This is a genomic window from Xanthobacter autotrophicus ATCC 700552 (genome assembly GCF_043194565.1).
In the GTDB taxonomy this organism is placed as follows: Bacteria; Pseudomonadota; Alphaproteobacteria; order Rhizobiales; family Xanthobacteraceae; genus Xanthobacter; species Xanthobacter autotrophicus_F.
In genome coordinates, this window is the sequence record NZ_JBAFVS010000013.1 from 63,189 (window position 1) to 89,419 (window position 26,231).

Annotated in this window: 24 protein-coding genes and 1 tRNA gene; 8 read left to right on the plus strand and 17 right to left on the minus strand. The window is 67.0% G+C overall.

All coding sequences use genetic code 11. The features are described 5' to 3' along the window. Positions 1 to 139 precede the first annotated feature (139 nt). Entirely contained in the window at positions 140 to 922 is a 783-nt protein-coding gene (locus tag V5F48_RS14900) for a DUF4394 domain-containing protein (RefSeq protein ID WP_394259353.1), read from the minus strand. Positions 923 to 1,091: 169 nt separating this feature from the next. On the opposite strand from V5F48_RS14900, the gene V5F48_RS14905 reads away from it, so the two are divergent. Next, positions 1,092 to 1,661 (plus strand): sigma-70 family RNA polymerase sigma factor, encoded by a 570-nt coding sequence (locus tag V5F48_RS14905; RefSeq protein ID WP_394259354.1) that lies wholly within the window; start codon positions 1,092 to 1,094, stop codon positions 1,659 to 1,661. Further along, on the plus strand, positions 1,658 to 2,386 hold the full coding sequence (locus V5F48_RS14910) for an anti-sigma factor (protein ID WP_394259355.1): 729 nt from the start codon (positions 1,658 to 1,660) through the stop codon (positions 2,384 to 2,386). The genes V5F48_RS14905 and V5F48_RS14910 overlap by 4 nt, the downstream gene beginning before the upstream one ends. A gap of 27 nt (positions 2,387 to 2,413) precedes the next feature. Here V5F48_RS14910 and V5F48_RS14915 read toward each other — a convergent pair whose 3' ends face one another. Together V5F48_RS14915 and V5F48_RS14920 are read right to left on the minus strand one after the other, a co-directional pair. Further along, on the minus strand, positions 2,414 to 3,307 hold the full coding sequence (locus V5F48_RS14915) for an aldo/keto reductase family protein (RefSeq protein ID WP_394259356.1): 894 nt from the start codon (positions 3,305 to 3,307) through the stop codon (positions 2,414 to 2,416). A gap of 122 nt (positions 3,308 to 3,429) precedes the next feature. Next, positions 3,430 to 4,581, minus strand: coding sequence for an FIST signal transduction protein (locus V5F48_RS14920; protein ID WP_394259357.1), 1,152 nt, complete (start codon positions 4,579 to 4,581; stop codon positions 3,430 to 3,432). Positions 4,582 to 4,595: 14 nt separating this feature from the next. On the opposite strand from V5F48_RS14920, the gene V5F48_RS14925 reads away from it, so the two are divergent. Next, positions 4,596 to 4,751 carry a hypothetical protein gene (locus tag V5F48_RS14925; protein WP_394259358.1) on the plus strand — a complete coding sequence of 52 codons (156 nt, stop codon included), beginning with the start codon at positions 4,596 to 4,598 and terminating at the stop codon, positions 4,749 to 4,751. Between the two features lie 122 nt (positions 4,752 to 4,873). On the opposite strand, the gene V5F48_RS14930 is transcribed toward V5F48_RS14925, so the two are convergent. Further along, entirely contained in the window at positions 4,874 to 5,158 is a 285-nt protein-coding gene (locus V5F48_RS14930) for a hypothetical protein (protein WP_394110361.1), read from the minus strand. 170 nt (positions 5,159 to 5,328) lie between these two features. Here V5F48_RS14930 and V5F48_RS14935 point away from each other — a divergent pair, with 170 nt between their 5' ends. Further along, complete coding sequence (locus tag V5F48_RS14935; protein WP_394110360.1) at positions 5,329 to 5,655, plus strand: hypothetical protein; 327 nt, start codon at positions 5,329 to 5,331, stop codon at positions 5,653 to 5,655. A 427-nt stretch (positions 5,656 to 6,082) separates the two neighbouring features. Here the strand turns inward: V5F48_RS14935 and V5F48_RS14940 are convergent, their stop codons facing one another. Continuing rightward, positions 6,083 to 6,424 carry a ribosomal maturation YjgA family protein gene (locus V5F48_RS14940; protein WP_394259359.1) on the minus strand — a complete coding sequence of 114 codons (342 nt, stop codon included), beginning with the start codon at positions 6,422 to 6,424 and terminating at the stop codon, positions 6,083 to 6,085. Positions 6,425 to 6,478: 54 nt separating this feature from the next. Then, positions 6,479 to 7,321, minus strand: coding sequence for a DUF817 domain-containing protein (locus V5F48_RS14945; RefSeq protein ID WP_394259360.1), 843 nt, complete (start codon positions 7,319 to 7,321; stop codon positions 6,479 to 6,481). 339 nt (positions 7,322 to 7,660) lie between these two features. Here V5F48_RS14945 and greA point away from each other — a divergent pair, with 339 nt between their 5' ends. Then, complete coding sequence (gene greA, locus V5F48_RS14950) at positions 7,661 to 8,137, plus strand: transcription elongation factor GreA (RefSeq protein WP_394259361.1); 477 nt, start codon at positions 7,661 to 7,663, stop codon at positions 8,135 to 8,137. A gap of 147 nt (positions 8,138 to 8,284) precedes the next feature. Here the strand turns inward: greA and V5F48_RS14955 are convergent, their stop codons facing one another. From V5F48_RS14955 to V5F48_RS14980, 6 genes are all read right to left on the minus strand, one after another. Beyond that, a complete protein-coding gene (locus V5F48_RS14955; RefSeq protein ID WP_394259362.1) occupies positions 8,285 to 9,025 on the minus strand; it encodes a M48 family metallopeptidase in 741 nt (246 codons plus the stop codon). Between the two features lie 2 nt (positions 9,026 to 9,027). Continuing rightward, positions 9,028 to 12,042, minus strand: a complete 3,015-nt coding sequence (locus V5F48_RS14960) for a type I restriction endonuclease subunit R (protein WP_394259363.1) — start codon at positions 12,040 to 12,042, stop codon at positions 9,028 to 9,030. Between the two features lie 9 nt (positions 12,043 to 12,051). After that, a complete protein-coding gene (locus V5F48_RS14965) occupies positions 12,052 to 13,353 on the minus strand; it encodes a restriction endonuclease subunit S (protein ID WP_394259364.1) in 1,302 nt (433 codons plus the stop codon). Then, positions 13,343 to 14,830 (minus strand): type I restriction-modification system subunit M, encoded by a 1,488-nt coding sequence (locus tag V5F48_RS14970; RefSeq protein WP_394259365.1) that lies wholly within the window; start codon positions 14,828 to 14,830, stop codon positions 13,343 to 13,345. The genes V5F48_RS14965 and V5F48_RS14970 overlap by 11 nt, the downstream gene beginning before the upstream one ends. An 87-nt stretch (positions 14,831 to 14,917) precedes the next feature. Next, complete coding sequence (locus V5F48_RS14975; protein WP_394259366.1) at positions 14,918 to 15,262, minus strand: DUF6538 domain-containing protein; 345 nt, start codon at positions 15,260 to 15,262, stop codon at positions 14,918 to 14,920. 10 nt (positions 15,263 to 15,272) lie between these two features. Beyond that, a tRNA-Thr gene (locus tag V5F48_RS14980) sits at positions 15,273 to 15,347 on the minus strand. A gap of 275 nt (positions 15,348 to 15,622) precedes the next feature. Between V5F48_RS14980 and V5F48_RS14985 the strand changes: the two genes are divergently transcribed. The 3 genes from V5F48_RS14985 to V5F48_RS14995 all read left to right on the plus strand — a co-directional run bounded on the left by V5F48_RS14985 (position 15,623) and on the right by V5F48_RS14995 (position 18,628). Continuing rightward, on the plus strand, positions 15,623 to 16,786 hold the full coding sequence (locus tag V5F48_RS14985; RefSeq protein WP_394110400.1) for an ABC transporter ATP-binding protein: 1,164 nt from the start codon (positions 15,623 to 15,625) through the stop codon (positions 16,784 to 16,786). A gap of 86 nt (positions 16,787 to 16,872) precedes the next feature. Beyond that, positions 16,873 to 17,790, plus strand: a complete 918-nt coding sequence (locus V5F48_RS14990; protein WP_394259367.1) for an ABC transporter permease subunit — start codon at positions 16,873 to 16,875, stop codon at positions 17,788 to 17,790. Between the two features lie 22 nt (positions 17,791 to 17,812). Further along, entirely contained in the window at positions 17,813 to 18,628 is an 816-nt protein-coding gene (locus V5F48_RS14995; RefSeq protein WP_394259368.1) for an ABC transporter permease, read from the plus strand. Positions 18,629 to 18,718: 90 nt separating this feature from the next. On the opposite strand, the gene V5F48_RS15000 is transcribed toward V5F48_RS14995, so the two are convergent. From V5F48_RS15000 to V5F48_RS15020, 5 genes are all read right to left on the minus strand, one after another. After that, the gene (locus V5F48_RS15000) at positions 18,719 to 19,060 is read right to left on the minus strand and encodes an META domain-containing protein (protein ID WP_394259369.1); all 342 of its coding nucleotides are present in this window, start codon (positions 19,058 to 19,060) and stop codon (positions 18,719 to 18,721) included. 134 nt (positions 19,061 to 19,194) lie between these two features. Continuing rightward, positions 19,195 to 21,261: a hypothetical protein gene (locus tag V5F48_RS15005; protein ID WP_394259370.1), complete on the minus strand. Its 2,067-nt coding sequence runs from the start codon at positions 21,259 to 21,261 to the stop codon at positions 19,195 to 19,197. A gap of 31 nt (positions 21,262 to 21,292) precedes the next feature. Further along, the gene (locus V5F48_RS15010; RefSeq protein ID WP_394259371.1) at positions 21,293 to 24,124 is read right to left on the minus strand and encodes a DUF4159 domain-containing protein; all 2,832 of its coding nucleotides are present in this window, start codon (positions 24,122 to 24,124) and stop codon (positions 21,293 to 21,295) included. After that, positions 24,124 to 25,086, minus strand: a complete 963-nt coding sequence (locus V5F48_RS15015) for a DUF58 domain-containing protein (RefSeq protein WP_394259372.1) — start codon at positions 25,084 to 25,086, stop codon at positions 24,124 to 24,126. Before V5F48_RS15015 ends, V5F48_RS15010 begins: the two co-directional genes overlap by 1 nt. Next, positions 25,083 to 26,084 (minus strand): AAA family ATPase, encoded by a 1,002-nt coding sequence (locus V5F48_RS15020; protein WP_394110342.1) that lies wholly within the window; start codon positions 26,082 to 26,084, stop codon positions 25,083 to 25,085. Before V5F48_RS15020 ends, V5F48_RS15015 begins: the two co-directional genes overlap by 4 nt. Between the last annotated feature and the right edge of the window lie 147 nt (positions 26,085 to 26,231).

Sequence of the window (26,231 nt, forward strand, 5' to 3'; positions counted from 1 at the left end):
GAAACGGTGGCTGCGACGGTCGAGCCCTTTTCGAGGCGGGTGGGTTCATCAGCCGGCTTGCGGCCCGGCTCAGGCTACCCCGAGCCGGGTCCGCACCCGTTCAGGCCGTGCTCACATGACCGGACTCACATGCCCATCCTCACATGGCCGGGACGATGGCGATGTCGCTCACCGTGCCATCAAGGCCCATCACCTTCCCCGCGCTCGTCGCCTTGCCGGTGGCAAGATCCACGCGATACAGCATGGTCCCGGCCATCAGCCAGCCTTCGTTGGCGCCGGCGTCCGCCGCCACGATGTCGAAGGCATAGGCTTTGCCGTCCACGCCGATCGCGCCCACGGTGTTGAGGATGCCGTCATTGGGCGGCGCCTGCTTCACCAGCAGGCCCAGCTTGCCGTCGATGTCGTAGAGCGCGGTCTCCTTCGCGCCCTTCATGGCATTGGTGTAGGCGCCCGCCACGATGGCCGGCGACTTGCCCATGTGCTTGTCGGCATCGGCGAACTTCAGCATGCCGTCGCGCACCACCTTGCCGTCGTCCACATTGGCCCGCAGGTTGGTGCCGTCGGCGCCGATGACGCGCAGGCGGTCGGCCACCGGGTTGAAGTCCACCGTGGCGGCGGTGCCGGCCGCCAGCATGGCCTCCAGCTTCGCCTTCGGCGTGGCGGTGCCGCTCACCGGGTCGATGGTGGCCACGGTGCCGTCCTCGAACAGGCCATAGAGCTTGCCGTCCGCCGGGCGCACGTCGATGCCCAGCAGCTTGCCGGAGACGCCCGACACCTTCAGCGGGGCTGCGGCCTTGAGCGCCTTGGCATCCACCACCGCAATGCGGTTGCCATCCATCAGCGCCACCACGGTCTGGGCCGAGGCCGCCGCGGGCACTGCCATCGCGCCGGCGAGGGCGACCATCATGAGCGTGCTCTTCATCTCATTCTCCTGCTGTCGCACCGACCATTGCGGCCGGGTCGAAGCGGCTACACGCGGCCCTCGCCAACGGATGCAGCGGGGTGAGAATTATTTCATCCGGCGCATCCGTCGTCGTGCGGGCACCGTAAGGTCATGTGGGGCAGCGGGGACGCGAAAGGCTGTGCACGCGATGGCCGCGACGACAACGACCACCGCGCGGATCGATCCCGCCGCGCTGGCGCGTGCGCTGGAGGGCTGCGCGCGCGGCGATCACGCCTGCCTGCGGGAGATCTATGACCAGATCGCGCCGCAGATGACGGGTGTCGCGATCCGCCTGCTGCGCCGGCGCGATCTTGCCGAGGACGTGGTGCACGACACTTTCGTGCGCATCTGGGAAAAGGCAGCGACGTTCGATCCCGCCCGCGGCAGCGCCGTCACCTGGATATTTGCGATCCTGCGCCACCGCGCGCTCAACGTGCTGCGCGCGGAGGGCCGCACCGACCTCACCGACGATTTCGAGCCCCTGGCCCTTGCCAGCGACGCCCCCGACGCCGAGGCGGTGGTCTGCGCCCTGTCGGAGGCGGGCGCGCTGCGGCGCTGCCTGGAGCGGCTCGATCCGCCGCGCCGCGTCGCCATCGTGCTGGCCTATACGCGTGGCCTCAGCCATGGTGAATTGGCGGGCCGCATGGGCATTCCGCTGGGCACCGCCAAATCGTGGATTCGCCGGAGCCTGCTGGCCCTCCGGGAGTGCATGGCATGAGCGAGGATTTCCACGCGCGCGCCGGCGAATATGTGCTGGGGCTGCTCGATCGCGAGGAGGCCGAGGCCTGTGCCGCCCGCCTTGTTGCCGATCCCGCCTTCGCCATGGCGGTGGAGCACTGGCGTGCCCGGCTCGCCGAGTTCGATCTTTCGGCGCCGGCCCAGATGCCCTCCGCTGCGGTGTGGGACAAGATTGCTGCCGTAACCGCCGCCCCGCCCGCAGCGATATCGCCCGCCCGGGCGCGGCAGCCATTGCCCGGATGGCGCGCGGCCCTTTCCGCCATGTGGGAGAGCCTGCCGGTGTGGCGCGGCATCGGGCTGGGGGCTGCCGCCGCGACGCTGCTGCTCGCCCTCGGCCTCGGCTTCCAGATGCGCGAGGCGGCGCGCGCGCCGGTGCTCGTCGCCGTGCTGCTGTCCGGCGACAATCGGCCGGCGGCGGTGGTCAACACCTTCAGGGACGGCCGCGCCGAACTGATCCCGCTCGCGGCGCTCCGCGCGCCGGAGGGCAAGTCGCTCCAGGTCTGGACCCTGTGGGACCGCGCGCGCGGTCCGGTCTCGGTGGGCCTGGTCGATGCCCTGCGCAGCCTCGACCTGCAGCTGAAGGGCCTGCCCACGGCGGTGCCGGAACAACTCTTCGAGGTGACGCTTGAACCCGCCGGCGGCTCGCCCACCGGCCGCCCCACCGGCCCCATCCTGATGAAGGGTACCGCCAGCCGCGCGCTGTGAGCGGGCGGGCGGCGGGGGAGGGCGAATCTAGCCCAGCAGGGCCTCGATGGCCTTGCACTCGGCAGGGCTCAGGCGGAAATCGAAAATGGCCAGGTCCTGTTCCATATGCACAGGCGAGGACGTGCCGGTGAGGCACACCATGTCCTGCTGGGTCAGGAAGCGAAAGAACACCTGGGGTGCCGTTCGGCCATATCGGTCCGCGATCTCGACCAGGGCGGGCTGGGCGAGGACCTCGGGATTGGCGGTAAGGGTCCAGAAGCTCTGATAGAGCACGCCGTTGCCCTTGCAGAAGGCGCGGATTTCCCGGTCGTAGCGGGTCTTGGCGTGGAAGCGGTTCTGCACCACGGCGGGCTTGATGCGGGCTTGGTGGAAGAGGCGTTTCAGCCGGCCCGGCTCGTAGCAGTTGCTGATGCCCAGCTGGCGCACCACGCCTTGCGCCTGGAGGTCTTCCATGGCGCGCCAGACCTCCAGCGTATCCTTGCCCTTCGCATAGGGGGAGTGGAGGACGAGGCCGTCCAGATAATCCGTGCGCAGGTTGCGGAGAGAGGCTTCCAGGGACTGGCGCACCTGCACGCCCAGGCTGGCCTTGGGATCGTAGGGGAGGTTGTCCGGATCCTGCCCCTGCAAGGGGGTGAACTTGGTCTGGAGATAGAGGTCCGAGCGGGCGAGCCCTTCCTTCAGCAGCGCGGCCAGCCCCTCGCCGACGCCCGGCTCGTGATAGTGCTTGGGCTGGCATGCGGTATCGATGCCCCGGAAACCCGCGCGCAGGGCCATCTCCACCAGCGCCGCGGTGCGCTCCTTCTTCCACGCCGTGCCGTAGAGGATACGGGGCATGGCCACGCCAAAGGACGACACGATGCGGCCCGGATCCTCGCGCTCGGCGATCAAGACCTGATCCGGCGCGGCGGGTGCCTGTGTCATCGCGGTGCCGTCTCCTGCCTTAGAGCGTTTTCGAGCGAAGTGGGTACGAGTTCGCGTGAAGAAAACGCGTCAATACAAGAATCTAGAGCTATTTCCGTGAGCCAATGTGAACGGGAATAGCTCTAGGCCTGCCCGGTGAAAACCGTCAGCACGCCGGTGTAGCCATAGAGATGGTGGCGCGCGATCTCGCCGCCGGCGAAGAAGCCCACCAGGGGCACGGGGCCGAGGCCCTCGCTGACCATCTGGAATTCCGCGTTGCGCTGGCCGAAATGGGGGCCGCCGCGTCCGGAGCAGCTGATGTAAAGGGCACCCCGGATGCCGCCGTCCGCTTCCGCTTTGGCCCGCACGTCGGCGACGATGCGGAGCAGGTCGGCTCTGGCCGCCTCGGCGTTCCGCTTGCAGAAGGCGAGTTGCATTCCGGCCCTAATCTGCTCTGCCACCACCAGCACGCCGGCCGTGCGCCCGACGCCGAGCAGATGGCGCACCTCCGTATTGGTGCCGAACTGGCCGGGCTGGGTGGAGACATCCTCGCCGGGGGTGAGGAGCCCCGCCAGCGTCTGGGCCAGCTCCTGGCGCAGCTCCGGATCGGGGGTGTCCGCGCCGAGGCCCAGATCCTCCAGCACGCAGTCCAGCGCCCGGCCATTGTCCAGGGTGACGAGGTAATTGCCCTCGGCGCGGGTGATGGTGCGCTGGGGGCCGATGGGCTGGCAGCCCTGGGTGACGCGGGACAGGATGGGCACCTCGGGGCCGAAGGCCACGCCGGAAACCCCGCCCAGCAGCACCTCGTCCGCAAAGAGCAGCGGCTGGTTCCGGGCCGAAGACAGGCCGCCGAACAGATAGCCGGTGGTGGTCTTGTCGCTCAGAGCCTTGAGCTGCGCGGGCAGGTCCGCGGTGCCGCCATCGGCATGGACCAGGGCGGTGAAGGCCTCGAAGCCGTCGGCGCCGGCCTCCAGAGGCTTGGGGCTGGAGAACAGCTTGAACGCGCCCGGCGGCAGTTCGGCCAGCATCAGCGCCATGCCCGGCTCGTCGAAATATTCCACCGCCTCGGCCGCCACGCCGACCCCTACGGTGCCGACCCAGTGCACCTGCGGCATGCGCTCCCTGAGCGCGTCCATGATGTTACCCGCGGCCTGGGTGTAATGGTCGGTCAGGTAGCACCAGCCCAGATTGGGCTTGCTCCCCTCGGGCAGTTGATGACGCACCTGCGCCCAGCAGGAGCCGAGGGCTATCTGCCAGTTGGCGTCACCCGCATGGGCGTGGATGAAAGTGTTCATAAGAGGCGATCTGCATGAAAGGTGTGGGCATGAACAAGGATGAAACCGGGGCCCGCCAAGCGGGCGGGCAAAAACCATCAGGGCAAGAAACCATCAGGGTCAAGAAACCATCAGGCCTGTTCGGCGGGAGCATATCCGCTGAAACAGGATCAAACGCTTCAATGAAGTGACGGCCTGTGTCGCAGACCGACGCCATCGCATTCCATCCGGAGTTGCAAGCAATGATCATGCCGCCCCTCCCGTCCCGGCGGGGTGTAATCCTGCGGGCAGCCGCAGTCCGCGACGGCGCACATCAGGAGGGGGCCAGATAGCTCGGGAGCTTCGCCAGGAAATCGGGATAATAATGCGGAACGACCGCCATATCGAAGCGCGCCAGGATCTGTTCCTTCGGCTCCCGGTCCAGCAGGAAGCGGAAGGCGGCCTCGACGCATTTGGCAGGGCTGTACTGCCCCGCCGTCAGCTCCTGATGGGTGGCCGGTGCCATGGTGACCACATGACGGGTCTCTCCCGCCGTGTCGCGCACCACCACCTCGAATTTCAGGGGATCCCCGCCGGCGCTCTGCCGCACCTCGATCATCGTGCTGCCTCCAGTTCCGCATGAGGATAACCTAGGGTCCGATTCGCGGATTGCCGATGCGATGCGGCATAGCGCTCGTCGTCGGAGTACGGCATGGGGATGGCATTGATCTTGATTGCGATGCCTGATCTTGAATGCGGTGCCACGCGTGACAGGGACGGATAAGCGAGATGCAGCGCAAGCCCGACAGCGGCGATTACCTTGCCATTTTCGGCCAGTACAAGGAGGACTTCGGGGACGTCTACATGGGCCCCGAGGACGAGCGGTTCAGGCTGCTGTTTCAGAAGATCTGCCGCATGCTCACGCAGCCCTCCTCCTTCAATCTCGGCCTGCCCGAGCAGTTTCGCACCACCGCCTTCCGCTTTCTCGAAGGCGACGCCCACACGGTCGCCCACATGAATACGGTGGAGAACCGCCATTTCATGCTGAGCGACCTGTTCGACTACATCCATCTGGTCAAGACCATGGGCGGCTCCTGGGACCAGCGCGGGCGGTAGATGCCGCAACGGCGCTTCCGCTTCCCATCTTCGACGACGTCAGCTTTGCGCAGGTGCCCGGCCTCACTGATCCGCAGGCCTCCATAAACGCAAATCTGCAGAGGACCGCGTCCTCGTCCCAGCGCGACCTAGTCTCCCGCCATGGGCTTCTCTCCCGTTGGATGTTGCTCGCTACCAGAGCGCATTTTCCGTGTGCCGGGCAAGGATGTCATGTCACCCTGACAGAACACTGCACGAGCGTGTCATTTCCTGTCGGATCAGTTTGGAGCTCGTGCTGCCGGGTGAGTTTGGTGCAACCGGTTGCAACGATAGCTCCGGCGGCAACCGTTTGGCATTGCCCTCAACCCGGCGCTGCGGTTTGGTGACCGCCCGCTGACCTTCGGTTTGCAACTGGTCGGGTAGCGCGGGGTTCCGGTCTCTCCAATCTTCACTGACCCTTCCTGATCCAGAAGTGCAGCGGCAGGGCTAAGGCGATGCCGAGCCAATAGGCGACGATATTCCAGGGATTGAAGATGCGTCCGAGCAACAGGGCGCCCGCGAGCGTGGTGCGGAAGGTGTCCAGGGCAGGGGCGTGATAGAGGCGGAACAGCTCGGCGGCGAGCGCGATCGCGGCCGCCGCGAGTGGGGTCACCCACCAGCGCTCGCTTTTGCCGAGGATGGCCCCCACGATTAGAACGACCATGGCGCCCCAGAGAACGCCGCCCCCATAGTTGAGGAAGAAGCCCGGCAACCCCATGGGGACGAGCCGCCAGACAAGGCCGCAGATCATGACGATCAGCGCCGCGCCGATGTGGAGCAGGAGCTCTCCGCGAAGACATGGCCGTCATGCCGGGCCGCCTTCGATCTGGGGCGCTGATTGTTCCCCGGCCGGGCGGGCGCTCCGCCACATGGCGGCGGCCACCAGCGTGTAGGAAATCAGCATCAGCAGGAACCACGACGTGAGCTTGCTGGGCGACACCATCGCCCAGGCCCCGACCTGGTTGGGGTAGAGCCAGGCGCCCGCGCCGGTGCCGATATTCTCGCCGAACCATATGAATAGCGCGACGAGGAAGAAGCCGAGCAGTAGCGGCATGCGGCGATGCACCTTCCAGACCTTGAAGAAGACGGTGGTCCGACTGAACAGCAGGGCTGAGGCGGCCACAAGCGCCCACCGCGCGTCGAAGCCGAAATGGTCGGCGAAGAAATTCAGATAGATGGCAGTCGAGAGCAGGATCAGCGTCCAGAGCGGTGGATGTCGGGTGAAGCGGAAATCGAACAGGCGCCAGACGCGAAAGAGATAGCTGCCAACGGCCGCGTACATGAAGCCGGAGAAAAGGGGAACGCCCACGAGCCTGAGATAGCTTGCTTCGGGGTAATGCCAGGAGCCGATCGATGTCTTGAACAGCTCCATGATCGTGCCGACCACGTGGAACACGAGGATGACCTTGGCTTCCTCAAGGGTCTCCAGACCAAACCAGATCAGGGCGAACTGGACGATGATGCAGGCGATCACCAGCGCATCGTAGCGGGGCAGCGCCGCATGCTGCGGGTACCAGAGGCGCGTCGCAATGATGAGGCCAAGAAGGATGCCGCCAAACAGGCAGGCCCACCCCTGCTTGATGCCGAACCGAAGAAATTCATAGAGGCCAGCGGACAGCGGCCCCCGGCGGGCGAAAGACGCGCCCATGCGCTCCTCCCGCGCGGCGAGCACCACAAGGAACGGCCAGCCTCCGGTAGCGGACGTCTCGCGTCCTGCACGTGACCTTTCCATTGGCATGTCCCCCGGCGCGCCGTTTGTCCCAGGGCGACTTGGGTTGTTCAACGTGGCGATTTCAAGCCAGGGGCGCAGGCCGTGTTCTGGGCTTGGTGGGGGCGCTTCAGTGCAACCGGTTGCACTGAATGGACTGGGGGCACGGGTCCCGGCGCCCCATCGTCGAGCGACGGGAGCCGACTGGGGCAAACGGGCGACTTTGCGGGGGCCGCGTTGTATGCTCGCCGGTCTTGGCCAACCTGGGTTCCGTTCAGCATGTCCGTCGCCTTCACGCGCGAAAACGACCTCGAAGCGACCGCTGCCGACCTGCCGGACCGGCCGATTTCGCCGCATCCAAATCTGGTGACGCCCGCCGGGATGGCGGCGCTGGATGCGGCCCTGGGCGAGGCACGGGCTGCCTATGCGCAGGCGCAGACCGGCGATGTGCAGGCCGACCGGATGGCCATGGCGCGGGCGACCCGCGACCTGCGCTACTACAGCGCCCGGCGGGCCAGCGCCCAACTGATTGAAGCTGTTGCCCATCCCCGGTCGGTCCAGTTCGGGACCACCGTCACCATCGACCGCGAGGATGGCCGCCGCCAGGTCTTTCGCATCGTCGGCGAGGACGAGGCCGACCCGGCCAAGGGCTCGGTGTCCTATGTCTCGCCGCTGGCGAAAGCCCTGATGAGCAAGGTGGTGGGGGATGTGGCGCTGGTGGCCGGCCGCGAGGTGGAGGTGCTGGAGATCGCGTGATGGAGCACCTTCAGCAGCACACCGTGAATTCCCGTGCGCCCCGCTCCATCGGCCAGTGTCCTCAAGTCCCGATGACCCAATAACGGTCCGCGAACGCGGAGCCGTTTGCGAAGAGCCACTGTTTATTGCGGGTGTTGATAATACCCCTCAGGCCGGCTCCCATTTTTCCCAGCCCAGCAGGTGTTCGTTGTCATCCAGCCAGCTTTTTCTGGCCTCCCAATCCGGCAATATGGATCCCACCAGGCTCCAGAATTCCGGCGCGTGGTTCCGATAGCGAAGGTGGCATAGCTCGTGGACGACGGCGTATTCGAGCACCGGCCGCGGGGCGAAGATCAGGTGCCAGTTGAGATGGATCTGACGGTCCTGGCCGCAGGCACCCCACATGTGCTTCTGGTCCTTGATCTGGATGCCTTTCGGCTTCAGGCCATTGCTCGCCCCGTGGCGGTGGACAAATTCTTTGGCATCATCGCGCATGCGTCGCCTCAGCCAGAGGCGGAGCGAACTCGCGATCACGGCATCCGCTGCATCCTCGGACAGATCCCGAGGTGTGCGGATCACGAAGCCATTCCGGAAGCTGACCTCGACCAGTGAGCCGTCGAAGGGCTCCACGGTGATCTTGGTCATCCGGCCGCGATAGGGGAGCTTGGCGCCGGTCGCGAAGCGGTAGACCCTGGCCTGGGACTTTGCGCGCTCCTGCATGGCGGAGACGGTCTCGAGGATCCAGGCACGGCGCCGGTGGAGAACCGCTTCGATCTGTTCGTCCGTCGCCTGCTCGGGCACGAGCAACTCGAACGATCCCGGCGTGACGGTGATGTTGGCGCGCTTGGCCGTTGCGGAACGCCGCAGGCTATAGTCGAACTGCCGATCGCCGATCCGGAACACCGGCATTGTCAGGGCTCCACGAAGTGCTTCAGCGCATAGGCCTCCACCTGGTCGGGGATGTCCTTCAGTTGGGTCAGGCCCGCCAGATGCGCCATGGAGCGGACCTTCTGGCGCAAATCCTTGCGCAGCCCGTCCTTTTCCCACCAGCCTTTGGGCGCGCTGGACGGGTCGGTGTAGAGCGCTGCGACACTGATGGCCAAGTCCTCGGCCTGCTGCACGGCACCGAAATCGGCGAGGATCTGCATGACGCCGAAAGCGCCCGGTGAAAGACCGGCCGCGACATGCGCCCCGTCTTCGGCGGCGATGTCCTTCGCGAGTTCCTCAGCGGCGCGCAGCTTGTCGGCCCAGCTGAGCTGCGCGCTCTCCATGCGGTCCAATAGCTGGCGCAGCCGTTCGGAGAACTTGCCATACTGGTGCGGGCTGTCGTCGATACGCTCGCTCACCGTCTTGCGCAGCTCGGTGGTCTTGCGGATCGCGGCCGTCATCAGCTCTTCGTCCGTCTTGCCCTCGGCGTCGAAGTCGTCCCAAAAGCCCGGATCGGTGATGTGGCGCAGCTTCACCGTCACGCTGAGGCCGGTGGCGTCGAGATGGGTGTCGAGCATCTCGCGGATCTTCTCGCTGTAGCTCATCTGGTCGAAGGCCTGCCGCTTCTCGAAACGCTGGGTGCCGAAGAGCAGGAAGGAGGCCACCCATTTGAGGTCGGCGGTGAAATCGAGCACGCTCGGATCGGGGCTCAGCGTCTCGTAGAGCGCGATGAAGCTGCGCGCCCGGCCCTTGAACTCGAACCACTTGTCCTCGCTGCCGAGCACATGTGCGAAGGCGTTGAACTCCCTCTCCCACCCCGCTTTGTCCCGTGCCCCGCGCTTGATCGGCTTCAGCAGGGCGGCGACGGCGGCGTGGGCGGTGCGCAACTGGCTGCGCAGATCGTCGAGATCGCGCATGGCGTTTTTCACGTCGTCGGCGCGATAGCTGGCGAGCGCGGCCTCAAGATTGGCGCAGACGCCGATATAGTCGACGATCAGCCCGTTGCGCTTCTTCGCATCGAAGACGCGGTTGGTGCGGGCGATGGCCTGCAACAGGCCATGCTCCTTGAGCGGCTTGTCGAGATACATCACGCTTTCGATCGGACAATCGAAGCCGGTCAGCAGCTTGTCGCAGACGATCAGGAACTGCGGGTCCTCGCCCCTGCGGCCGAACGCCTTCTTCGCCTGCTTCTCCGCCTCGGCGTCGAGATAGTTGGCCACCAGCGCCGCGCGGACGGCGTGTATGCGCTCATCCTCGCTCGGCTTGTGGTCCTCCTGATTGATGGAATAGACGCAGGCGGACATGGCGTCCGCGCGCGCCAGCGCCGCCTCGGGGGACAGGCCCTCGGCCGTAAGATCGTCGGCGATCACGCGGGTCAGCGCGCGCTTGTAGAGGATCACCGCCTCGCGATCGATGGCGACGATCTGTGCCTTGAAGCCGTCGGGGCGGGCATAGGCCTTGAAGTGGGTCCAGATGTCATAGGCGATCAGCTTGATCCGGCGCGGGTGCTTGACCAGATCCTCGATCCGCACGCCGCGCTTCTTGATCTCGTTCAGCCGGTCGTCGTCCAGTTCGGCGAACCAGGTGTCGAACAGGATGTCGATGCGCGCTTCGTCCACCTGCCAGTCGGTCTTGCGGCCGGTGTAGTAGATCGGCACGGTGGCGCCGTCGGCGACCGCGTCGTCGATGCCGTATTTGTCGAGATAACCTTCGCCGGGGACGCCGAAATTGGCATAGGTGTCCTTGTCGTCCTTCTTCACCGGGGTGCCGGTGAAGCCGAAGAAGCGGGCGTCGGGCAAGGTGGCGCGCAGCGCGGCGCCGAGGTCCTTCTCCTGGGTGCGGTGGGCCTCGTCCACCATCACGATCCAGTTGGCCGAATGGGCCACGGGCCGGGTAGAGCCCTGGAACTTGAAGATGGTGGAGAGCGCCGTGATGCCGTCCTTGCCGCTGCCGATCAGCGTGTTGAGGTCCCTGATGCTGTCGATGGTCGTGGGGTTGGGCAGGCCGCAGGCGAGGAAGGTGCCGCTGATCTGGCCGTGCAGGTCCACCCGGTCGGTCAGCACCAGGATGTTGGGGTTGGTCAGCGCGTCCGAGGCAATGGTGCGGTGGGTCTTCAGCTTCAGCGCGGCGAACACCATGGTGAGCGACTTGCCGCTGCCCTGCGTATGCCAGATCAGCCCCTGCCGATGCTTGCCCTCCAGCACGCGGGCGACCATGCGGTTCACCGCGCGGAACTGCTGGTAGCGGCAGATCTTCTTGATGGTGCCGGTCTCGGTCTTCTCGAACACGATGTAATGGGCGAGGAGGTCGATGAGGCGCGCCGGCTCCAGCAGGCACCACAGGCCCTTGGCGAGGGGATCGGGGAAATCCGCCTCCAGCTTCGGCCAGGGGTCGCGCCATTCGGCATAGTGCTTGGAGGGCGAGCCGGTGGCGCCATAGAGCACCAGCGCGCCGTCGGTGACGATGTTGAAGGCGTTGGCGACGAACAGGCGCGGAATGTCCTGCTCATATTGCTTGATCTGCTCGAACGCCTCGCCGGTCTTGTCCTTCACGTTGAGCGGGCTCTTGGCCTCGATCACCACCAGCGGGATGCCGTTGACATGGATGACGAGGTCCGGCCGGCGGGTCTTCTCCGACTTCACGCGGAGCTGGCTGGTGACGGTGAACAGGTTGTTGGCGGGGGTGAGGAAATCGATCACCCGCAGGGTCTGGCGGGTCTCGAAGCCGTCGATCTTGCGGGAATAGTCTCCGCGCAGCACCTTCAGCCACGCCTCATTGTCGGCGATGCCGGCCAGCTCCGCATGGGCGGCCTCGGCCGCCACCGCGTCGATGCCGTTGATGCGCATGAGGGCGGCGACGAGATGCGGGCGGAACAGCACCTGGTTGTCGCCGTCGCGCAGGCCGGCATGGTCCGCCGGCGGCACCACGGCATAGCCCATGGCCGCCAGCCGCTCCATGGCCGGGCGCTCGGCAAAGTGCCATTCGGGGCCTTGGGTCATGCGGCTCTCCTATTCCGCCGCCAGGGGGAGGGCGTCGGTCACGCGCTTGCGGCCGGTGAGAAGGTCGGACATGAGGGCGGATTTACATTCCAGAAGTCGGGTTAGTGAATCGTCAATTGCTCGTTGGCTATTTTCGAACCCATCCAGAATTTTGACGATCTTTTTCTGCTCGGTTACAGGCGGAACTGGAATACTGAAGCGTAGGACATCGTTTTTTGTGATATTTGGATCTTTTCGACTACTTGCAGCCACTGAACGCCATTTGGAACGCAAGCCCACCAATGCGCAGTTCAGGTATGGGCCAAGAACGGTCTCATCACAAATGCGCAGTGCAGAGATAGCCTGATTCGTCGCGGAAGGTTGCTCCAGGATCCCGGACCGGCCAATTTGTTGGAAGCCGCCATACATTGCGACCAGCACTGTTCCTGCCGGATGAATCTCGCAGGAGCTTTCCGCCACCGCTGCCGCCGTAATCATCTCCTCAGTTCTGCCGACAACGCCATCCGTCAAATCGCCCGTCTTTACCCACGGGATCGCGCCACCTTGGAAGTATCTGTCGTGCAATGCTCTAGATGGCGTCGCTCCTGCTTTCACAAGCGCAATGTCACAAATAGATTTCAGAGCCCACTCCTCCGGAATCTCCCCGATTTCTGTCTGCTTGAAGCGGGTGTGGCCGATGCCTTTGGTCAGCAGGCGTTCGAGCACGGCTTGCTTGACCTTGCGCGTCTGCTCGATCACCACCCGCGTCGCCGCGATGGCCTCATCGACGCTCGACAGCACCTCCGCGATCCGGCGCTGTTCGGGGAGCGGGGGGAGGTGCAGCTTGAAGCGAAGCCAGCGCTCGCAGTCGAAGATCATCTTCTCGACATCGACCCCTACGCTGGCGTGAAAGCAGGTTTGCTGAAAGTAGATCGAGTGGGTGAGGTAGGCCAGGTAATCGATGAGTAAACGCGACGTGGGCTTCAGAACCGAATATTCGTTGGAAACGATGGCTCCCGTGAGAGCGGGGGGGACAAGGCCGCATCCGCCATGAATGATCTGGCGGTTCGACATGAGGAAGTCGTCCCGCTCGATCATGAACTGCGTCTTCGTCAGGATGTCGCGCCCCTTCAGGCGGCTGCGAGCGACGACGCCACCGCGCGACCGCTTTGCAGTGACGAGCTGATATTCAGCGTCGTCATCGAGAGCGACGGGCCGCTCGACGACCCGCAGGACGTCCCCGAATGTCAGCGTGGTCCACCCATCCGGACACGAGCCGAGAATGGGCTTTCCGGGCTGCACGCTTGGCGGGAACAGCGAACTACGAGCCATAGCCCAGCTCCCTCAGGTGGCCGTCCATGACGGCCTCGGCGTCGTTCCTTTCCGCTCTCAGGTCGAGCAACTTGGCATATTCGGTGGCAATATCGACCGTTTCTTCGGTGCTGCCCAAATCGACATATTGGGGAATGTTCAGGCTGAAATTATTGCCCTCGATTTCGGCGTAGTCGGCAACATATGAGAACTGGTCTATAGGTGCATAATTTCCAAGGCACTCCACGATGCGCCGAACGTTATCAATCGTAAGTAGGTTTTGCTTCTTGCCCGAGATGAACTCGTCGGCCGCGTGAATGAAAAGCGTCTTCCCCCGCCGGTCCTTCGCCTTCTTCTTGCGCAGGATGAGGATGCAGGCGGGAATGCCGGCGCCGTAGAACAGGTTCGGCGCCAGCCCGATGACCGCCTCCACCAGATCGTCGCGGATCATCCCCTCGCGGATGCGCCCTTCCGCCCCGCCGCGAAACAGCACCCCGTGCGGCAGCACCACGCCGCACACCCCGCCCGCCTTCAGGCTCGCCACCATGTGCTGCACGAAGGCGAGGTCGCCATAGGATTTCGGCGGGCAGCCATAGAGGTCGCGGCCATAGGCATCGCCCTTGCTCCACACCTCATGGCCCCAGCTTTTGAGCGAGAAGGGCGGGTTGGCCAGCACCCGGTCGAAGGTGCGGATGGCCTTCACCCCCTCGCCGGTGAGGTGCCTGGGCTCCAGCAGCGTATCGCCGCGCGCCACCATGGCGTCGTCGATATCGTGCAGGAACAGGTTCATCTGGCAGATGGCCCAGGTGTTGAGGTTCTTTTCCTGGCCGAACAGCGACATGCTCTTCGGGTTCCGGCCCTGCCGCTCCAGGTGATGCACCGCCTCCAGCAGCATGCCGCCCGAGCCGCAGGTGGGATCGTAGATCGCCATGCCCTCTTCCGGCTTCAGGCACTCGACGATGAGCCGCACCACCATCTTCGGGGTGTAGAACTCGCCGCCCTTCTTGCCGGAATCGTCGGCGAAGCGCTCGATCAGATATTCATAGGCCTGGCCGAGCATGTCCGGCTCGACATCCGCCTTGCGCAGCCGGTGGGTCTCGAAATGCTGGAGCAGCTTTTCCAGCATGGCGTCCGGGAAGCGCTCCTTGTTGTTGAAGTCCACGTCCTGGAACACGCCCTTGAGCCGCAGGTTCGCGTCCTCGATGGCCCGGAAGGCGGCGTTCAGATGCGCCCCGATGTCGGTGGTGTGGCGGCGGATGTCCTTCCAGAAATGCCCCTTGGGGATGTCGAAGCGGTGCTCTTCCGGGTCGGCCGCCAGCACGGCATCGTGATACCGCGCGAGCCGGTCCTCATACTCCTCCTCCCACACGTCCGAGAGGCGCTTGAAGAACAGCAGGCCGAAAATGTAGTGCTTGTAGTCCCCGGAATCGATCGATCCGCGCAGGATGTCGGCCGCCCGCCAGAGGTGGGTTTCCAGTTGCGACAGCGTCAGCGCCATTCTTGTTGCCCCTTCGTCCCCGAGCCGCCGCGAGCCGAAGGCCCGTCCCGCAAAGGCCGGAGGCCCCCCTTTTCATCATCGGCTGATTTATGACGCGGGATGAAGTCCAATGAAAGCGCGAGAGCGCGCCCCGGAGGCGCGTTGCAACCGGTGGCAACGGTCATGCCGCGAGAACGATGAGTATGGCGGCGCCCCAACGGAACGCCCAGGGAAGCGATTTTCTCCATCTCCACCGCCAGTCCCGGCAGCGAGGTTTTTCCAGATTTCCCGTTTGCCGATGATCGCTCGCAGCTCCTGCGGCACGAACGCCCGGAAGGTCCAGCGGCCACCGCGTCGAAACAGGGCTTGCCCATCTCGTCTCCGACCGTAGCAGGAGACCGCAGCAAACGCCGCCTCAAGCCTTCGATCTTGCCCATCGTTCAGGATTTGCAATGGGTTGGGATGGTGCTGCGAGAGAGGATTGAACTCTCGACCTCTCCCTTACCAAGGGAGTGCTCTACCACTGAGCTACCGCAGCGCACCGGGGGCCTTGGGATATCCGAAGAGGGAAAATCCCGCCGGCCCGGAAAGGCGACGGGCATTGCCGTCGTCAGGCGGCTTCCTCTGCCACATGCGGGGAGCCGGTGCAAGGGGGCGATGCCTCCTGGCAGGTGAAGATGCGACTTCTCCCCAGGCGCGGGTCGATTGCGCGTCTGAGCACCCGCAGCGATGCATTTTTGCGCGTGCACACCGCTTGAGCGTTTCGGTTTCCCCGGCTAGCCTCCAGGTCCTGAGGCCAGTTCGGGGGACATGATGGCTGCGGACAAGGCGCGGAAGGAAACCATCGGTGCCGTCCGGCGATCATTCGCGCCCTGGACCGACCCGACCCAGACCCCGCTCATTCGATTCGAGAATGTGGTGAAGCGCTTCGGCGACTTCACCGCGGTCGATCACGTGAGCCTCGACATCTACGAGCGCGAGTTCTTCGCCCTGCTCGGCCCCTCTGGCTGCGGCAAGACGACCCTCATGCGCATGCTCGCCGGCTTCGAGGAGCCGTCCGAGGGCCGCCTCACCCTGGCGGGGGAGGACCTGTCCGGCGTGCCGCCCTACCGGCGGCCGGTGAACATGATGTTCCAGTCCTACGCCTTGTTTCCACACATGAATGTTCAGGACAACATCGCCTTCGGCCTCAAGCAGGACAAGATGAGCAAGGGCGAGATCGACGCCCGCGTCGAGGAGATGCTGAAGCTCGTCAAGCTGGAGAAGTTCGCCAAGCGCAAGCCGCACCAGCTTTCCGGCGGCCAGCGCCAGCGCGTGGCCCTCGCCCGGTCGCTGGCCAAGCGACCCAAGGTGCTGCTCCTGGACGAGCCGCTGGGCGCCCTCGACAAGAAGCTGCGCGAGGAAACCCAGTTCGAGCTGATGGACCTGCAGATGGACCTCGGCATGACCTTCCTGATCGTGACCCACGACCAGGAAGAGGCCATGACGGTGGCCGACCGCATCGCGGTGATGAACAACGGTGTGCTGGTGCAGGTGGCGCCGCCCTCGGTGATCTACGAGCAGCCGGCCAGCCGTTACGTGGCCGACTTCATCGGCGAGGTGAACCTCATCGAAGGCACGATCACCCAGGCAGGGCATGACGAGACCCACATCACCTCGCCGGTGACGCGCTTTCCGCTCGTGGTGTCGCAGACGGTGGACTGCAAGGCCGGCGACAAGGCCTGCATCGCCATCCGCCCCGAGAAACTGCGCATTTCGCTGGAACCGCCGGTCGACCAGACCGAGAATCTCTTCGAGGGCGAGATCTGGGACATCGGCTATCTGGGCGATTTTTCGATCTATCACGTGGAACTGGCCTGCGGGCAGCGGATCAAGGTCTCGCAGCCGAACCTGTCGCGCATGGTGGCGCGGCCTATCTCCTGGGACGACAAGGTCTGGGTGACCTTCGCGCACCACGCCGGCGTGGTGCTCATCTGACGGGGCTTCGCGTGCCGTGCGCGCGGAAGGCTTGAGTTCTTGTTCTGACGCGTTTTGATCGTGCGGCAACGCACCGGGAGGCAACCATGGCGATGGCGGGGGAGAAGGGGCACGGCCGCTGGTTCGTGATCGCGGTGCCCTATCTGTGGCTCCTGGCGCTGTTCCTCGCGCCCTTCCTGATCGTGTTCAAGATCTCGCTGTCGCAGGATGTGGTGGCCCAGCCGCCCTATGCGCCGACCCTCGATCTGGCGCAGGGGTGGGCCGGCTTTACCGAGTTCCTGTCCGGCCTCTCCTTCGCCAATTACGGCTATGTGCTGGATTTCTCGAATGAGTTCCTGGAGGCCTATGGCTCCAGCCTGGTTATCGCCTCCATCTCCACGGTGCTTCTGCTGCTGGTGGGCTACCCCATCGCCTATGCCATGGCGCGGGCGCCGCGCTCCATCCAGCCCACGCTGCTGATGCTGGTGATCCTGCCGTTCTGGACCTCCTTCCTCATCCGCGTCTACGCGTGGATCGGCATCCTGTCGCAGGAAGGGCTGCTCAATCAGGGGTTGAGGGCACTGGGCGTCATCGACCAGCCGCTGGAGATCCTCAACACCAACCTCGCCGTCTATATCGGCATCGTTTATTCCTATCTGCCGTTCATGGTGCTGCCGCTTTATGCAGCCCTGGAAAAGCTTGACCTGACGCTGCTGGAAGCCGCCGCAGATCTCGGGTGCCCTCCATCCAAGGCGTTCTGGACCATCACTTTTCCGCTCTCCCTGCCCGGCGTTGCCGCCGGCGCGCTGCTTTGCTTCATCCCGGCGGTGGGCGAGTTCGTCATTCCCGACCTGCTGGGCGGCTCGGATACGCTGATGATCGGCAAGTCGCTGTGGACGGAGTTCACCGTGAACCGGTCCTGGACGGTGTCGTCCGCGGTGGCCGTGCTGCTGCTGCTCGTGCTGGTGATCCCCATCGTGATCTACCAGAACATCCAGCAGCGCGAGCTGGAGGCGGGGAAATGAAACACGAGCCGGAGGCGGGGAAATGAAAAAAGGCCTGACCTGGTTCAACGTCACGTCCATCGTGCTCGGCTTTGCCTTCCTCTACATTCCCATCCTGTTGCTGGTGATCTACTCGTTCAACGATTCGCGGCTCGTCACCGTGTGGGGCGGCTTTTCCACGCGGTGGTACTGGTCGCTGCTGCAGAACGAGCAGCTCATGGACGCCGCCTGGGTGACGGTGCGCATCGCCTTCTTCTCGTCGCTGGTAGCTACCGTGCTCGGCACCATGGCGGCGATGACCCTCACCCGCTACGGGCGTTTTCCGGGGCGCACCCTGTTCTCCGGCATGATCTACGCCCCCCTCGTCATGCCCGAGGTGATCACCGGCCTGTCCCTGCTGCTGCTGTTCGTGGCGGTGAATTTCGATCGCGGCTTCTGGACCGTCCTGCTGGCCCACATCACCTTCACCATGTGCTTCGTGGCGGTGGTGGTGCAGTCGCGGCTCGTCACCTTCGATCGCGCGCTGGAAGAGGCGGCGCTCGACCTCGGCTGCCCGCCGTTCAAGACCTTCTTCAAGATCACCCTGCCGCTGATCCTGCCGGCGGTGGTGTCCGGCTTCATGCTGGCCTTCACCCTGTCGCTGGACGACCTGGTCATCGCCAGCTTCACCACCGGTCCGGGGGCCACCACGCTGCCCATGCGCATCTATTCGCAGGTGCGCCTGGGGGTGACGCCGGAGATCAACGCGGTCTGCACCATCCTCATCGCCATCGTGACGGTGGTGGTGATCATCGCCTCGGTCATGACCAAGCGGGCGGAGAACCAGCGGCAGGCGGAAGAGCGCGCGGCCATGCAGTAGCCCGGCCGGCAAAGCTTCTGCCGGCAAGGCGGGCCCTGCCATCCTGACGCCCGCTGCGGGCATCGTGCTGCAGTCCCGCAGGCGGCCCCCTTACCTGGTGGAGAAGCGAACCAGCTCGGTGCCGGTGAGGTCGAGCAGGATCAGCTTGCGTCGCAGCGGATCGATCCGCCAGGCCCGCGTCCGCTCCAGCGCCAGCAGGAATTTCTGCTCCTGCGCTATCACCGCCGGCGCGCAGGCCATGCGGCTGGCGGAAAGGGGGCCGAAAAGCAGGGCAGCGCCCGACAGTTTGGCCTTTCCGCTGTAGCGGTTGCAGCCGCCGGAACCGGATACGGCGCCGTCGGCGCCGAGCACGAGGGTGGTCTGGATCCGATCCAGAACCCCGCCGCTGCCGATCGTCTCCGCCAGCCATTCGCCCACGGGCGTGAGCGGCATGTCTTGCGCCCCCGCCGGCACGGCCCAGAGGCCGGCAAGCCCACCAACTCCTGCACCTGCAACAAGTCCTGCACCCATCAGGCGACGGCGCGTGAGCAGGGGAGAAGAGAGCGGGGGAAATTGGCCCATGGCCATTACCGGCCCTCCCGCACCCAGGCGGCGGTGAGCGCGCCGAGCAGCAGCAATAGGCCGGACAGGCCGGCGAACAGCGGGAACAGGCCGATGCCTCGCACCACCGAGACGTCGCGGGTGCGCAGGCCCATCCAGTCCTCGCCGGCGAGGCGGTCGGATGCGGAGACCTGCACCAGGCGCGGCACCGATCCGCCGAGGTCCGCGAGCCGCCACACACCGCCGCCGGTGGCCGCCGCCACGGGAGCGAGAACGTCGCGCGTGCTGGTCACCTCGGCGAACTCCTTGGGGTTCAGCGGGCCGATATTGGCCAAGGCGGTGAGTGTACCGTTGGTGGCGCGCCACAGGCCCAGTTCGTCGGCCGGAGTCGCCGCCCGCCACAGGCCGGGCTCGGCCTGGGTGAGGGTGAGGGTGCGCAGCGCACCGGATGGCGTGGTGATGGTGGCGGTGGGCACGCTGTCGGCCATGGTCTGGCGCTCCACCACGAGCTCGCGACCGGAGACGGTGAGTTTCAGGCGCTCTTCCTCCAGGTCCGGCTCCTTCATGAGCCAGTGGGAGAGGCGGCGCAGCAGGTCGATATGCGGGCCTCCGCCTTCATAGCCGCGCGCCCAGAGCCAGATGTGGTCGGAGAGCAGCAGGGCCACGCGGCCTTCGCCCACCCGGTCCACCAGCAGCACCGGCTTGTCGCCCGGCGCGGACATGAGGCTGGTGCCGGAGCGGGCCTGGGCGTCGATGACGCGGAAGAAGCGGCTCCAGTGGGGCGGCTCGCTCTCCGAGCCCGGCAAAGCGCGGGTAACGGGATGGCGCTTGCCCGGATCGGTGAGGCGGGCGTGGTAGGGCGCGTCGGTGGCATCGCCCCTTGGCACGCCGGGCAGGATCTCTTCCAGCGGCGTGTTGTAGAGCGAGCCGGTGTCGAGGAAGTCCGTGCCCGCCGCCACCAGCACTGCGCCGCCGGCGCGCACATAGCGCACGATATTGTCGAAATAGACCTGCGGCAGCACGCCCTGCTGGGCGTAGCGGTCGAAGATGATGAGGTCGAAATCCTTGATCTTGGTCTGGAACAACTCGCGCGTCGGGAAGGCGATGAGCGAAAGCTCGTTGATGGGCGTGCCGTCCTGCTTCTCCGGCGGGCGCAGGATGGTGAAGTGGACGAGGTCCACGTTGGCGTCGCTCTTCAGGAGGTTGCGCCAGGTGCGCTCGCCCACGTTCGGCTCGCCGGACACGAGCAGCACGCGCAGCTTGTCGCGGATGCCGTCGATGGCGACGGCGGTGCGGTTGTTCACCAGCGTCAGCTCGCCGTCGAGCGCGGGAACCTCGAACTCGACGATGTTGGGCCCGGCATGGGTGATGTCCACGTCCACGGACGTGCTGCGCCCGGCGGTGACGGTGGGCCGGGCGATGACCTCGCCGTCGCGGCGGATGGTGACGGCGACGCGGGCGCCGGCGGGGGCGCCCTCGTCGGTCACCTTGAAGGTCACCGCCTGCTTCTGGCCGACGATGCCGAAGCGCGGTGTCTTTTCCAGCGCCACGCGCCGGTCGCGCTCGCCGGCGCGGCCGGTGACGAGGGCATGGACCGGCGCCGAGAAGCCCAGCGCCTGCGGGTTCTCCGGCGCGTCATGGACACGGCCGTCGGTGATCATGATGGCGCCCGCCACCCGCTCCGGCGGCACGTCGGCAAGGCCGGCGGACAAGGCGGAGAACAGGCGCGTGCCGTCGGCGGAGCCGTCGCCCGCATCGGCCTCGATGGTGCGCACCTCGATGCCGGAGAGCTTGCCCAGCCGGTCGGCCAGGGCGGCGCGGGCGGCTTCCGTCTGCTGGGTGCGCTCGCCGAAGGACTGGCTAGCGCTCTTGTCCACCACCACCGCCACCACCGAGGTGAGCGGCTCGCGCTCCTCCCGGGTGAAGGAGGGGTTGGCGAGGGCGAGCAGCCCCACCGCCAGCGCCAGCGCGCGGAAGATGGCACCCCGCGTGCGCGAGGCTAAGAGCAGCCCCGCCAGCACCAGCGCGACGACGCCGACCGCGATCAGCAGCGGCAGCGACAGGAAGGGGGAGAAGGTGATGCCGTAATTCATGCGCCGGCGTCCGCTGCGCGTGCGTCAGTGTTCATTGCCCCAGCCTTTCCAGCAGGGCCGGCACGTGCACCTGGTCCGCCTTGTAGTTTCCCGTCAGCACATACATCACCATGTTGGCGCCGGCGCGGAAGGCGATCTCCCGCTGGCGCGGCTCGCCCGGCGTCAGGGGCAGGAGCGGCTCGCCGTTGCGCGTCACCGCCCAGGCGCCGGCGAGGTCGTTGGACGAAATGATCACCGGGGAAACGCCGTCGCCCGCCCGCGCGGGACGGTCCGCATCGGCGTCGGCGGCCGGCAGGGCCTCCACCCAGGTGGTGCCGCCGGTGAAGCGACCCGGAAAGTCCTTCAGCAAATAGAAGGCCTTGGTGAGCACGTGGTCGCGCGGCACCGGCTCCAGCTCGGGGATGTCGAGGCGCGACAGGATGTCCTTCAGCCGCGCCCCGGCGGCTGAGAGCGGCGCGCCGGGCGCGCCGGAGGCCTCGATGGCGTCGCGGGTGTCGAAGATCACCGTGCCGCCCTGCTTCATATAAGCGTCGATGCGCGCCAGCACGGCGGGCGGCGGCGGGCTCATGTCGGGCAGGATGGGCCAGTAGAGCAGGGGGAAGAAGGCGAGTTCGTCCCTGGCGATGTCCACGCCCATGGCCTCGCCGGCCTGAAGGGCGGTGCGCTGGCCGAGGAAGGTGGCGAGCCCGTCGAGCCCGGCACGGGAAATCTCGTCCACCTCGCCGTCGCCGGTCACCACATAGGCGAAGCGGGTCTGCAGCGTGGCCTTGAGGGCGAAGGCGTCGTCGGCGCGGGCGGGTGCGGGAGCGCCGGCAAGGCCGGCCGCGCCGAGCGCGATGGCGGCGAGGAGCACCGCGGTCGCGCCGCGCCGCACCTTCGGGCCGCCCATGCGGCTGAAGCCGCCGGCCAGGAACAGCACCGCCAGCGCATCGAGCAGCAGCAGCCCCATGGCGGTCACCAGCACCGGCCCGCGCAGGTCGCGCGGCGCGTTTTCCTGCAACGGTTCCACGCGGCCGCCAAGGGCAGAAAGGTCCAGCGCCTTCGGCCGGTCGGCGGGCAGCAGCGTGTTCACCGCCACCAGCCCGTCCGGCGGGCCGTAGAAGCCGGGGGGATGGTCGGCGGTGGCGCGGCCCGCATAGTCGGCTGGAACCGCGCGGGCGGTGGGGCCAGCGGGACGGAAGGCGCCGAAGCCATCCAGCACGCGGGCCGGCGGCAGCACCGCCACATCCGGCCGGCTGGCGGTGGGGACGGGGGCTTCCGCGGGCGCCGTCTCGGCGGGGGGCGGGGCATCGGACAGGGCGATCACGCGGCGCAGCATTTCTACGAAGGTGCCGGAAAGCGGCAGGTTGGACCAGGAGGTGTCGCCGGTCACATGGAACAGCACCAGCGCGCCCTTGCCCCGGCGCACGCCGGTGACCAGGGGGGTGCCATCGGCCAGGGTCGCCCAGGCGCGTTCGGCCAGCATGCCGTCCGGCTCGGCCAGAACCTGCCGCGTCACGGTCACATCGTCCGGTAGGTGCAGGTCGCGGAACGGGCCCTCGGCCGAGAGGGCGCCGAGCTTCTGCGGCGTCTCCCAGGACAGGGAGCCGCCCAGCACGCGGCCGCCGCGCCGCAGCTTGACCGGCAATAGATCATCCTGCGCATTGGCGAGGCGGGGACCGGCGAAGCGCACGAGGACGCCGCCTTCCTCCACGAAGCGGGCGAGGCGCGCGCGGGTGGCGGGCGGGATGGTACCCACATCCGTCAGCACCAGCACCGGCAGGCGCTGTTCCAGGAAGCGGTTGATGTTCTCGGTGGCCGATCCGGTCTCGGCCACGCGCAGGTCCGCATAGGGGCCGAGCGCCCGGGAGAGATAATAGGTGGGGGCGAGCAGGGGCTGGCCGGTATCCGTGCTGGTGCCGGAGACAAGGCCCACGGCCCGGCGCCGCCACCTTTTGTCGAGCAATTGCACGACGCCCGCCGAGCGCTCGCCGGCGATCTCCAGCCGGGCGATCTCGTTGCGGATTTCCACCGGCATGTCGAAGCGGGCTTCCGCCTCGGTGACGCCCTCGGGCAGGGTGAAGAGGGCTTCGCCCAGCGCCAGGCCGCGCATGTCGTGGGCGGTGACCCGCCCGGCGCGGGGGCCGGCACCTTCGGGGCGCAGCACCTTCACGGTGAGCGCCTCCGCGCCGTTCTCGGCACCGGCGAGGGCGAGGGGCGCGGCGACGCCGCCGCCCACCACCAGCAGGCGGCCGGCACCGTTGAGGGCGGCGAAGCCCTGGGCGAGGTCTGGATCGGCGCCGAGATCCACCGCATCGGTGATGAAGACGATGCCGGCCTGGGGCTCGTTGCCCAGCAGCCGCTGGGCCAGGGCGAGCGCCTCCTTGCGGGCCGGGCCGTAGGGCACGGGCTCCAGCGAGCGCAGGCGGTCGCGGGCGGCGGAGGGGCTGAGCAGGGTGGCCTCGCGCGGCACATCGCCGGTGGGGATGAGGGCGACGCCCCGCCCGTTGGTCTCCGCCTCGTCGATGAGGGCAGCAGCGGCCGCGCGGCGTGCTTCCCAGCTGGCGGCGGCCGGCCAGCCCTGGTCGATGATCAGCACCAGCGGCCCGCCGGAGGACGGCCCCGCGGCGGGCGGATTGAGGATGGGACCTGCGGCGGCCAGGATGATGAGCGCCGCGAGCAGCAGCCGCAGCGCGGTGAGCCACCACGGGGTGCGGGCCGCGCTCTCCTCCTTGGGGGTGATGCCGAGCAGCAGCCGCATGGGCGGGAAGGCCACCTCCCGCGGCTTGGGCGGCACCACGCGCAGCAGAAACCACAGCAGCGGCAAGGCCAGGAACGCGGTCAGCAGCAGCGGCGCGGAGAAGGCGAGGGGCAGGCCGAACATCAGGCGGGGCCTCCCGAAACGAAGGGATGGCCGCCGCCCTTGGGCGTCATGGCCGCACCGCCGCCGGCACCCATGCGGGCGTGAAGGGCGAGCAGCAGCTCGCTCGCCGGCCGGTCGGTGCGGTGGACGGCGAAGCTCCAGCCCAGCCGCTCGGCGGCGGCGCGGATGCGGGCGCGATGCTCCACCAGCTTCAGGTCATAGTCGGTGCGCCAGCTTTCGGCCCGGCCCACGGTGAGCCGTGCGCCGCCCTCGGGCTCGCGGAACTCGATGCGGCCGGAGAAGGGGAAGGTCTCCTCCGCCACGTCGACGATCTGCACCACATGGCCGTGGGCACCCGAGGCGGCCAGCGCATGAAGGGTCGCGGCCACCTCGTCCGCCGGGCTCCAGAAATCGCCCAGCAGCACCACTTCCGAGAGCGGGGAGGGGGCGAATGCCGTTGGCAGGCTCGCGGGCAAAACGGGGGCCAGCACCACCGATTCGGCCATGCGCTCCACGATCCGCCGGGTGGCGGAGGGGCGCATCAGCTCGGGAATGCCCACCCGCTCGCCGCCCTTCACCAGAAGCTCGGCAAGGGCGAAGGCGACGATGAGGGCGCGGTCGCGCTTCGGCGCGTGGCCTTTGGAGGCATAGAGCATGGAGGGGGAGAGATCTGGCCAGATCCACACGGTGTGGGCGGCCTCCCATTCGCGCTCGCGCACATAAAGCACGTCGTCGCGGGCGGAGCGGCGCCAGTCCACGCGGTTCGCCGGCTCGCCGTCCACGAAGCGACGATACTGCCAGAAATTCTCGCCGGACCCCGCCCGCCTTCGGCCGTGCAGGCCATGCTGCACGCTCATGGCGATGCGACGGGCTTCCAGCACCAGCCGCGGCATGGCGGCCGCAAGGCCCGCTGCGGCGAGGGCGGCGGTTTCGACGGAGCGATGGGCGTCCTGCGCCACCTTGTCGGTCCGGTCCGCCGTCACCCGAGGCGCTCGGTGAGGCGGCGGATGATATGGGCGATGCTCTCGCCTTCCGCGCGGGCGGCGAAGGTGAGGGCCATGCGGTGCTTCAGCACCGGCTCGGCCAGTGCCAGCACGTCGTCGAGGGAGGGGGCGTAGCGCCCGTCCAGCAGGGCGCGGGCGCGCACGGCCAGCATCAGCGCCTGGCTGGCGCGCGGGCCGGGACCCCAGGCGATATAGCGCTGCTCCGGCCCCTCGGCCCCCGGACGGGCCGAGCGCACCAGGGTGAGGATGGCCTCCACCACCGATTCGCCCACCGGCAGGCGGCGCACCAGGCGCTGGGCGGCGACGAGGTCGTCCACGCTCATGGCGGCGCGGGCCTTCTGCTCCTCGGCCGAGGTGGTCTCGAACAGGATGCGCCGTTCCGCGTCGCGGTCGGGATAATCCACGTCGATTTCCATCAGGAAGCGGTCGAGCTGCGCCTCGGGCAGGGGATAGGTGCCTTCCTGCTCCAGCGGATTCTGGGTCGCGAGCACGTGGAAGGGCTTGGGCAGGTCGTGGCGCTCGCCGGCCACGGTCACATGGTATTCCTGCATGGCCTGGAGCAGGGCCGACTGGGTGCGCGGCGAGGCGCGGTTGATCTCGTCGGCCATCAGCAGTTGGGCGAAGATGGGGCCCTTGATGAAGCGGAACGCCCGGCGCCCGCCGGCGCTCTCCTCCAGCACCTCGGCGCCGAGAATGTCGGAGGGCATCAGGTCCGGCGTGAACTGGACGCGGCGGGCGTCGAGCCCCAGCACCGTGCCCATGGTCTCCACCAGCTTGGTCTTGGCGAGGCCCGGCACACCCACCAGCAGGGCGTGGCCGCCGGCGAGGATGGTGATGAGCGCCCGGTCCACCACAGCCTCCTGGCCGAAGATGACCGAGGAGATGGCGGTCCGCGCCGCTTTCACATGGGCCGCCGCGGCCTCCGCGTTGCGGATGATCATCTGGTCGAGGTCGAAGGTCTCGCCGGCAGCCGACATCTCAGCTTCTCCATAACGCAACGCGCCTGCGGGACAGGCTTGCCGCCAAAAGCGGCAATATAACGCCCCGACCCCAGACCCGGCCCACATCCCGGATTCGACATTGCAAACGTCGCGCCACCCGGACACAGAGCTTACGATAAGATC

Coding starts and splice junctions, on each gene's coding strand:
- V5F48_RS14995 (WP_394259368.1), top strand. CDS start 17,813: ATGAAAAAAGGCCTGACCTGGTTCAACGTCACGTCCATCGTGCTCGGC.
- V5F48_RS14905 (WP_394259354.1), top strand. CDS start 1,092: ATGGCCGCGACGACAACGACCACCGCGCGGATCGATCCCGCCGCGCTG.
- V5F48_RS14955 (WP_394259362.1), bottom strand. CDS start 9,025: ATGCCGGTGTTCCGGATCGGCGATCGGCAGTTCGACTATAGCCTGCGG.
- V5F48_RS14960 (WP_394259363.1), bottom strand. CDS start 12,042: ATGACCCAAGGCCCCGAATGGCACTTTGCCGAGCGCCCGGCCATGGAG.
- V5F48_RS15005 (WP_394259370.1), bottom strand. CDS start 21,261: ATGAATTACGGCATCACCTTCTCCCCCTTCCTGTCGCTGCCGCTGCTG.
- V5F48_RS14945 (WP_394259360.1), bottom strand. CDS start 7,321: ATGGGCGCGTCTTTCGCCCGCCGGGGGCCGCTGTCCGCTGGCCTCTAT.
- V5F48_RS14910 (WP_394259355.1), top strand. CDS start 1,658: ATGAGCGAGGATTTCCACGCGCGCGCCGGCGAATATGTGCTGGGGCTG.
- V5F48_RS15020 (WP_394110342.1), bottom strand. CDS start 26,084: ATGTCGGCTGCCGGCGAGACCTTCGACCTCGACCAGATGATCATCCGC.
- V5F48_RS15010 (WP_394259371.1), bottom strand. CDS start 24,124: ATGTTCGGCCTGCCCCTCGCCTTCTCCGCGCCGCTGCTGCTGACCGCG.
- V5F48_RS14970 (WP_394259365.1), bottom strand. CDS start 14,830: ATGGCGCTGACGCTGTCGCAACTGGAAACCCACCTCTGGCGGGCGGCC.
- V5F48_RS14940 (WP_394259359.1), bottom strand. CDS start 6,424: ATGATCTGCGGCCTTGTCTGGCGGCTCGTCCCCATGGGGTTGCCGGGC.
- V5F48_RS14915 (WP_394259356.1), bottom strand. CDS start 3,307: ATGACACAGGCACCCGCCGCGCCGGATCAGGTCTTGATCGCCGAGCGC.
- greA (WP_394259361.1), top strand. CDS start 7,661: ATGTCCGTCGCCTTCACGCGCGAAAACGACCTCGAAGCGACCGCTGCC.
- V5F48_RS14930 (WP_394110361.1), bottom strand. CDS start 5,158: ATGATCGAGGTGCGGCAGAGCGCCGGCGGGGATCCCCTGAAATTCGAG.
- V5F48_RS14985 (WP_394110400.1), top strand. CDS start 15,623: ATGGCTGCGGACAAGGCGCGGAAGGAAACCATCGGTGCCGTCCGGCGA.
- V5F48_RS15000 (WP_394259369.1), bottom strand. CDS start 19,060: ATGCCGCTCACGCCCGTGGGCGAATGGCTGGCGGAGACGATCGGCAGC.
- V5F48_RS14990 (WP_394259367.1), top strand. CDS start 16,873: ATGGCGATGGCGGGGGAGAAGGGGCACGGCCGCTGGTTCGTGATCGCG.
- V5F48_RS14925 (WP_394259358.1), top strand. CDS start 4,596: ATGAAAGGTGTGGGCATGAACAAGGATGAAACCGGGGCCCGCCAAGCG.
- V5F48_RS14965 (WP_394259364.1), bottom strand. CDS start 13,353: ATGGCTCGTAGTTCGCTGTTCCCGCCAAGCGTGCAGCCCGGAAAGCCC.
- V5F48_RS14920 (WP_394259357.1), bottom strand. CDS start 4,581: ATGAACACTTTCATCCACGCCCATGCGGGTGACGCCAACTGGCAGATA.
- V5F48_RS14935 (WP_394110360.1), top strand. CDS start 5,329: ATGCAGCGCAAGCCCGACAGCGGCGATTACCTTGCCATTTTCGGCCAG.
- V5F48_RS14900 (WP_394259353.1), bottom strand. CDS start 922: ATGAAGAGCACGCTCATGATGGTCGCCCTCGCCGGCGCGATGGCAGTG.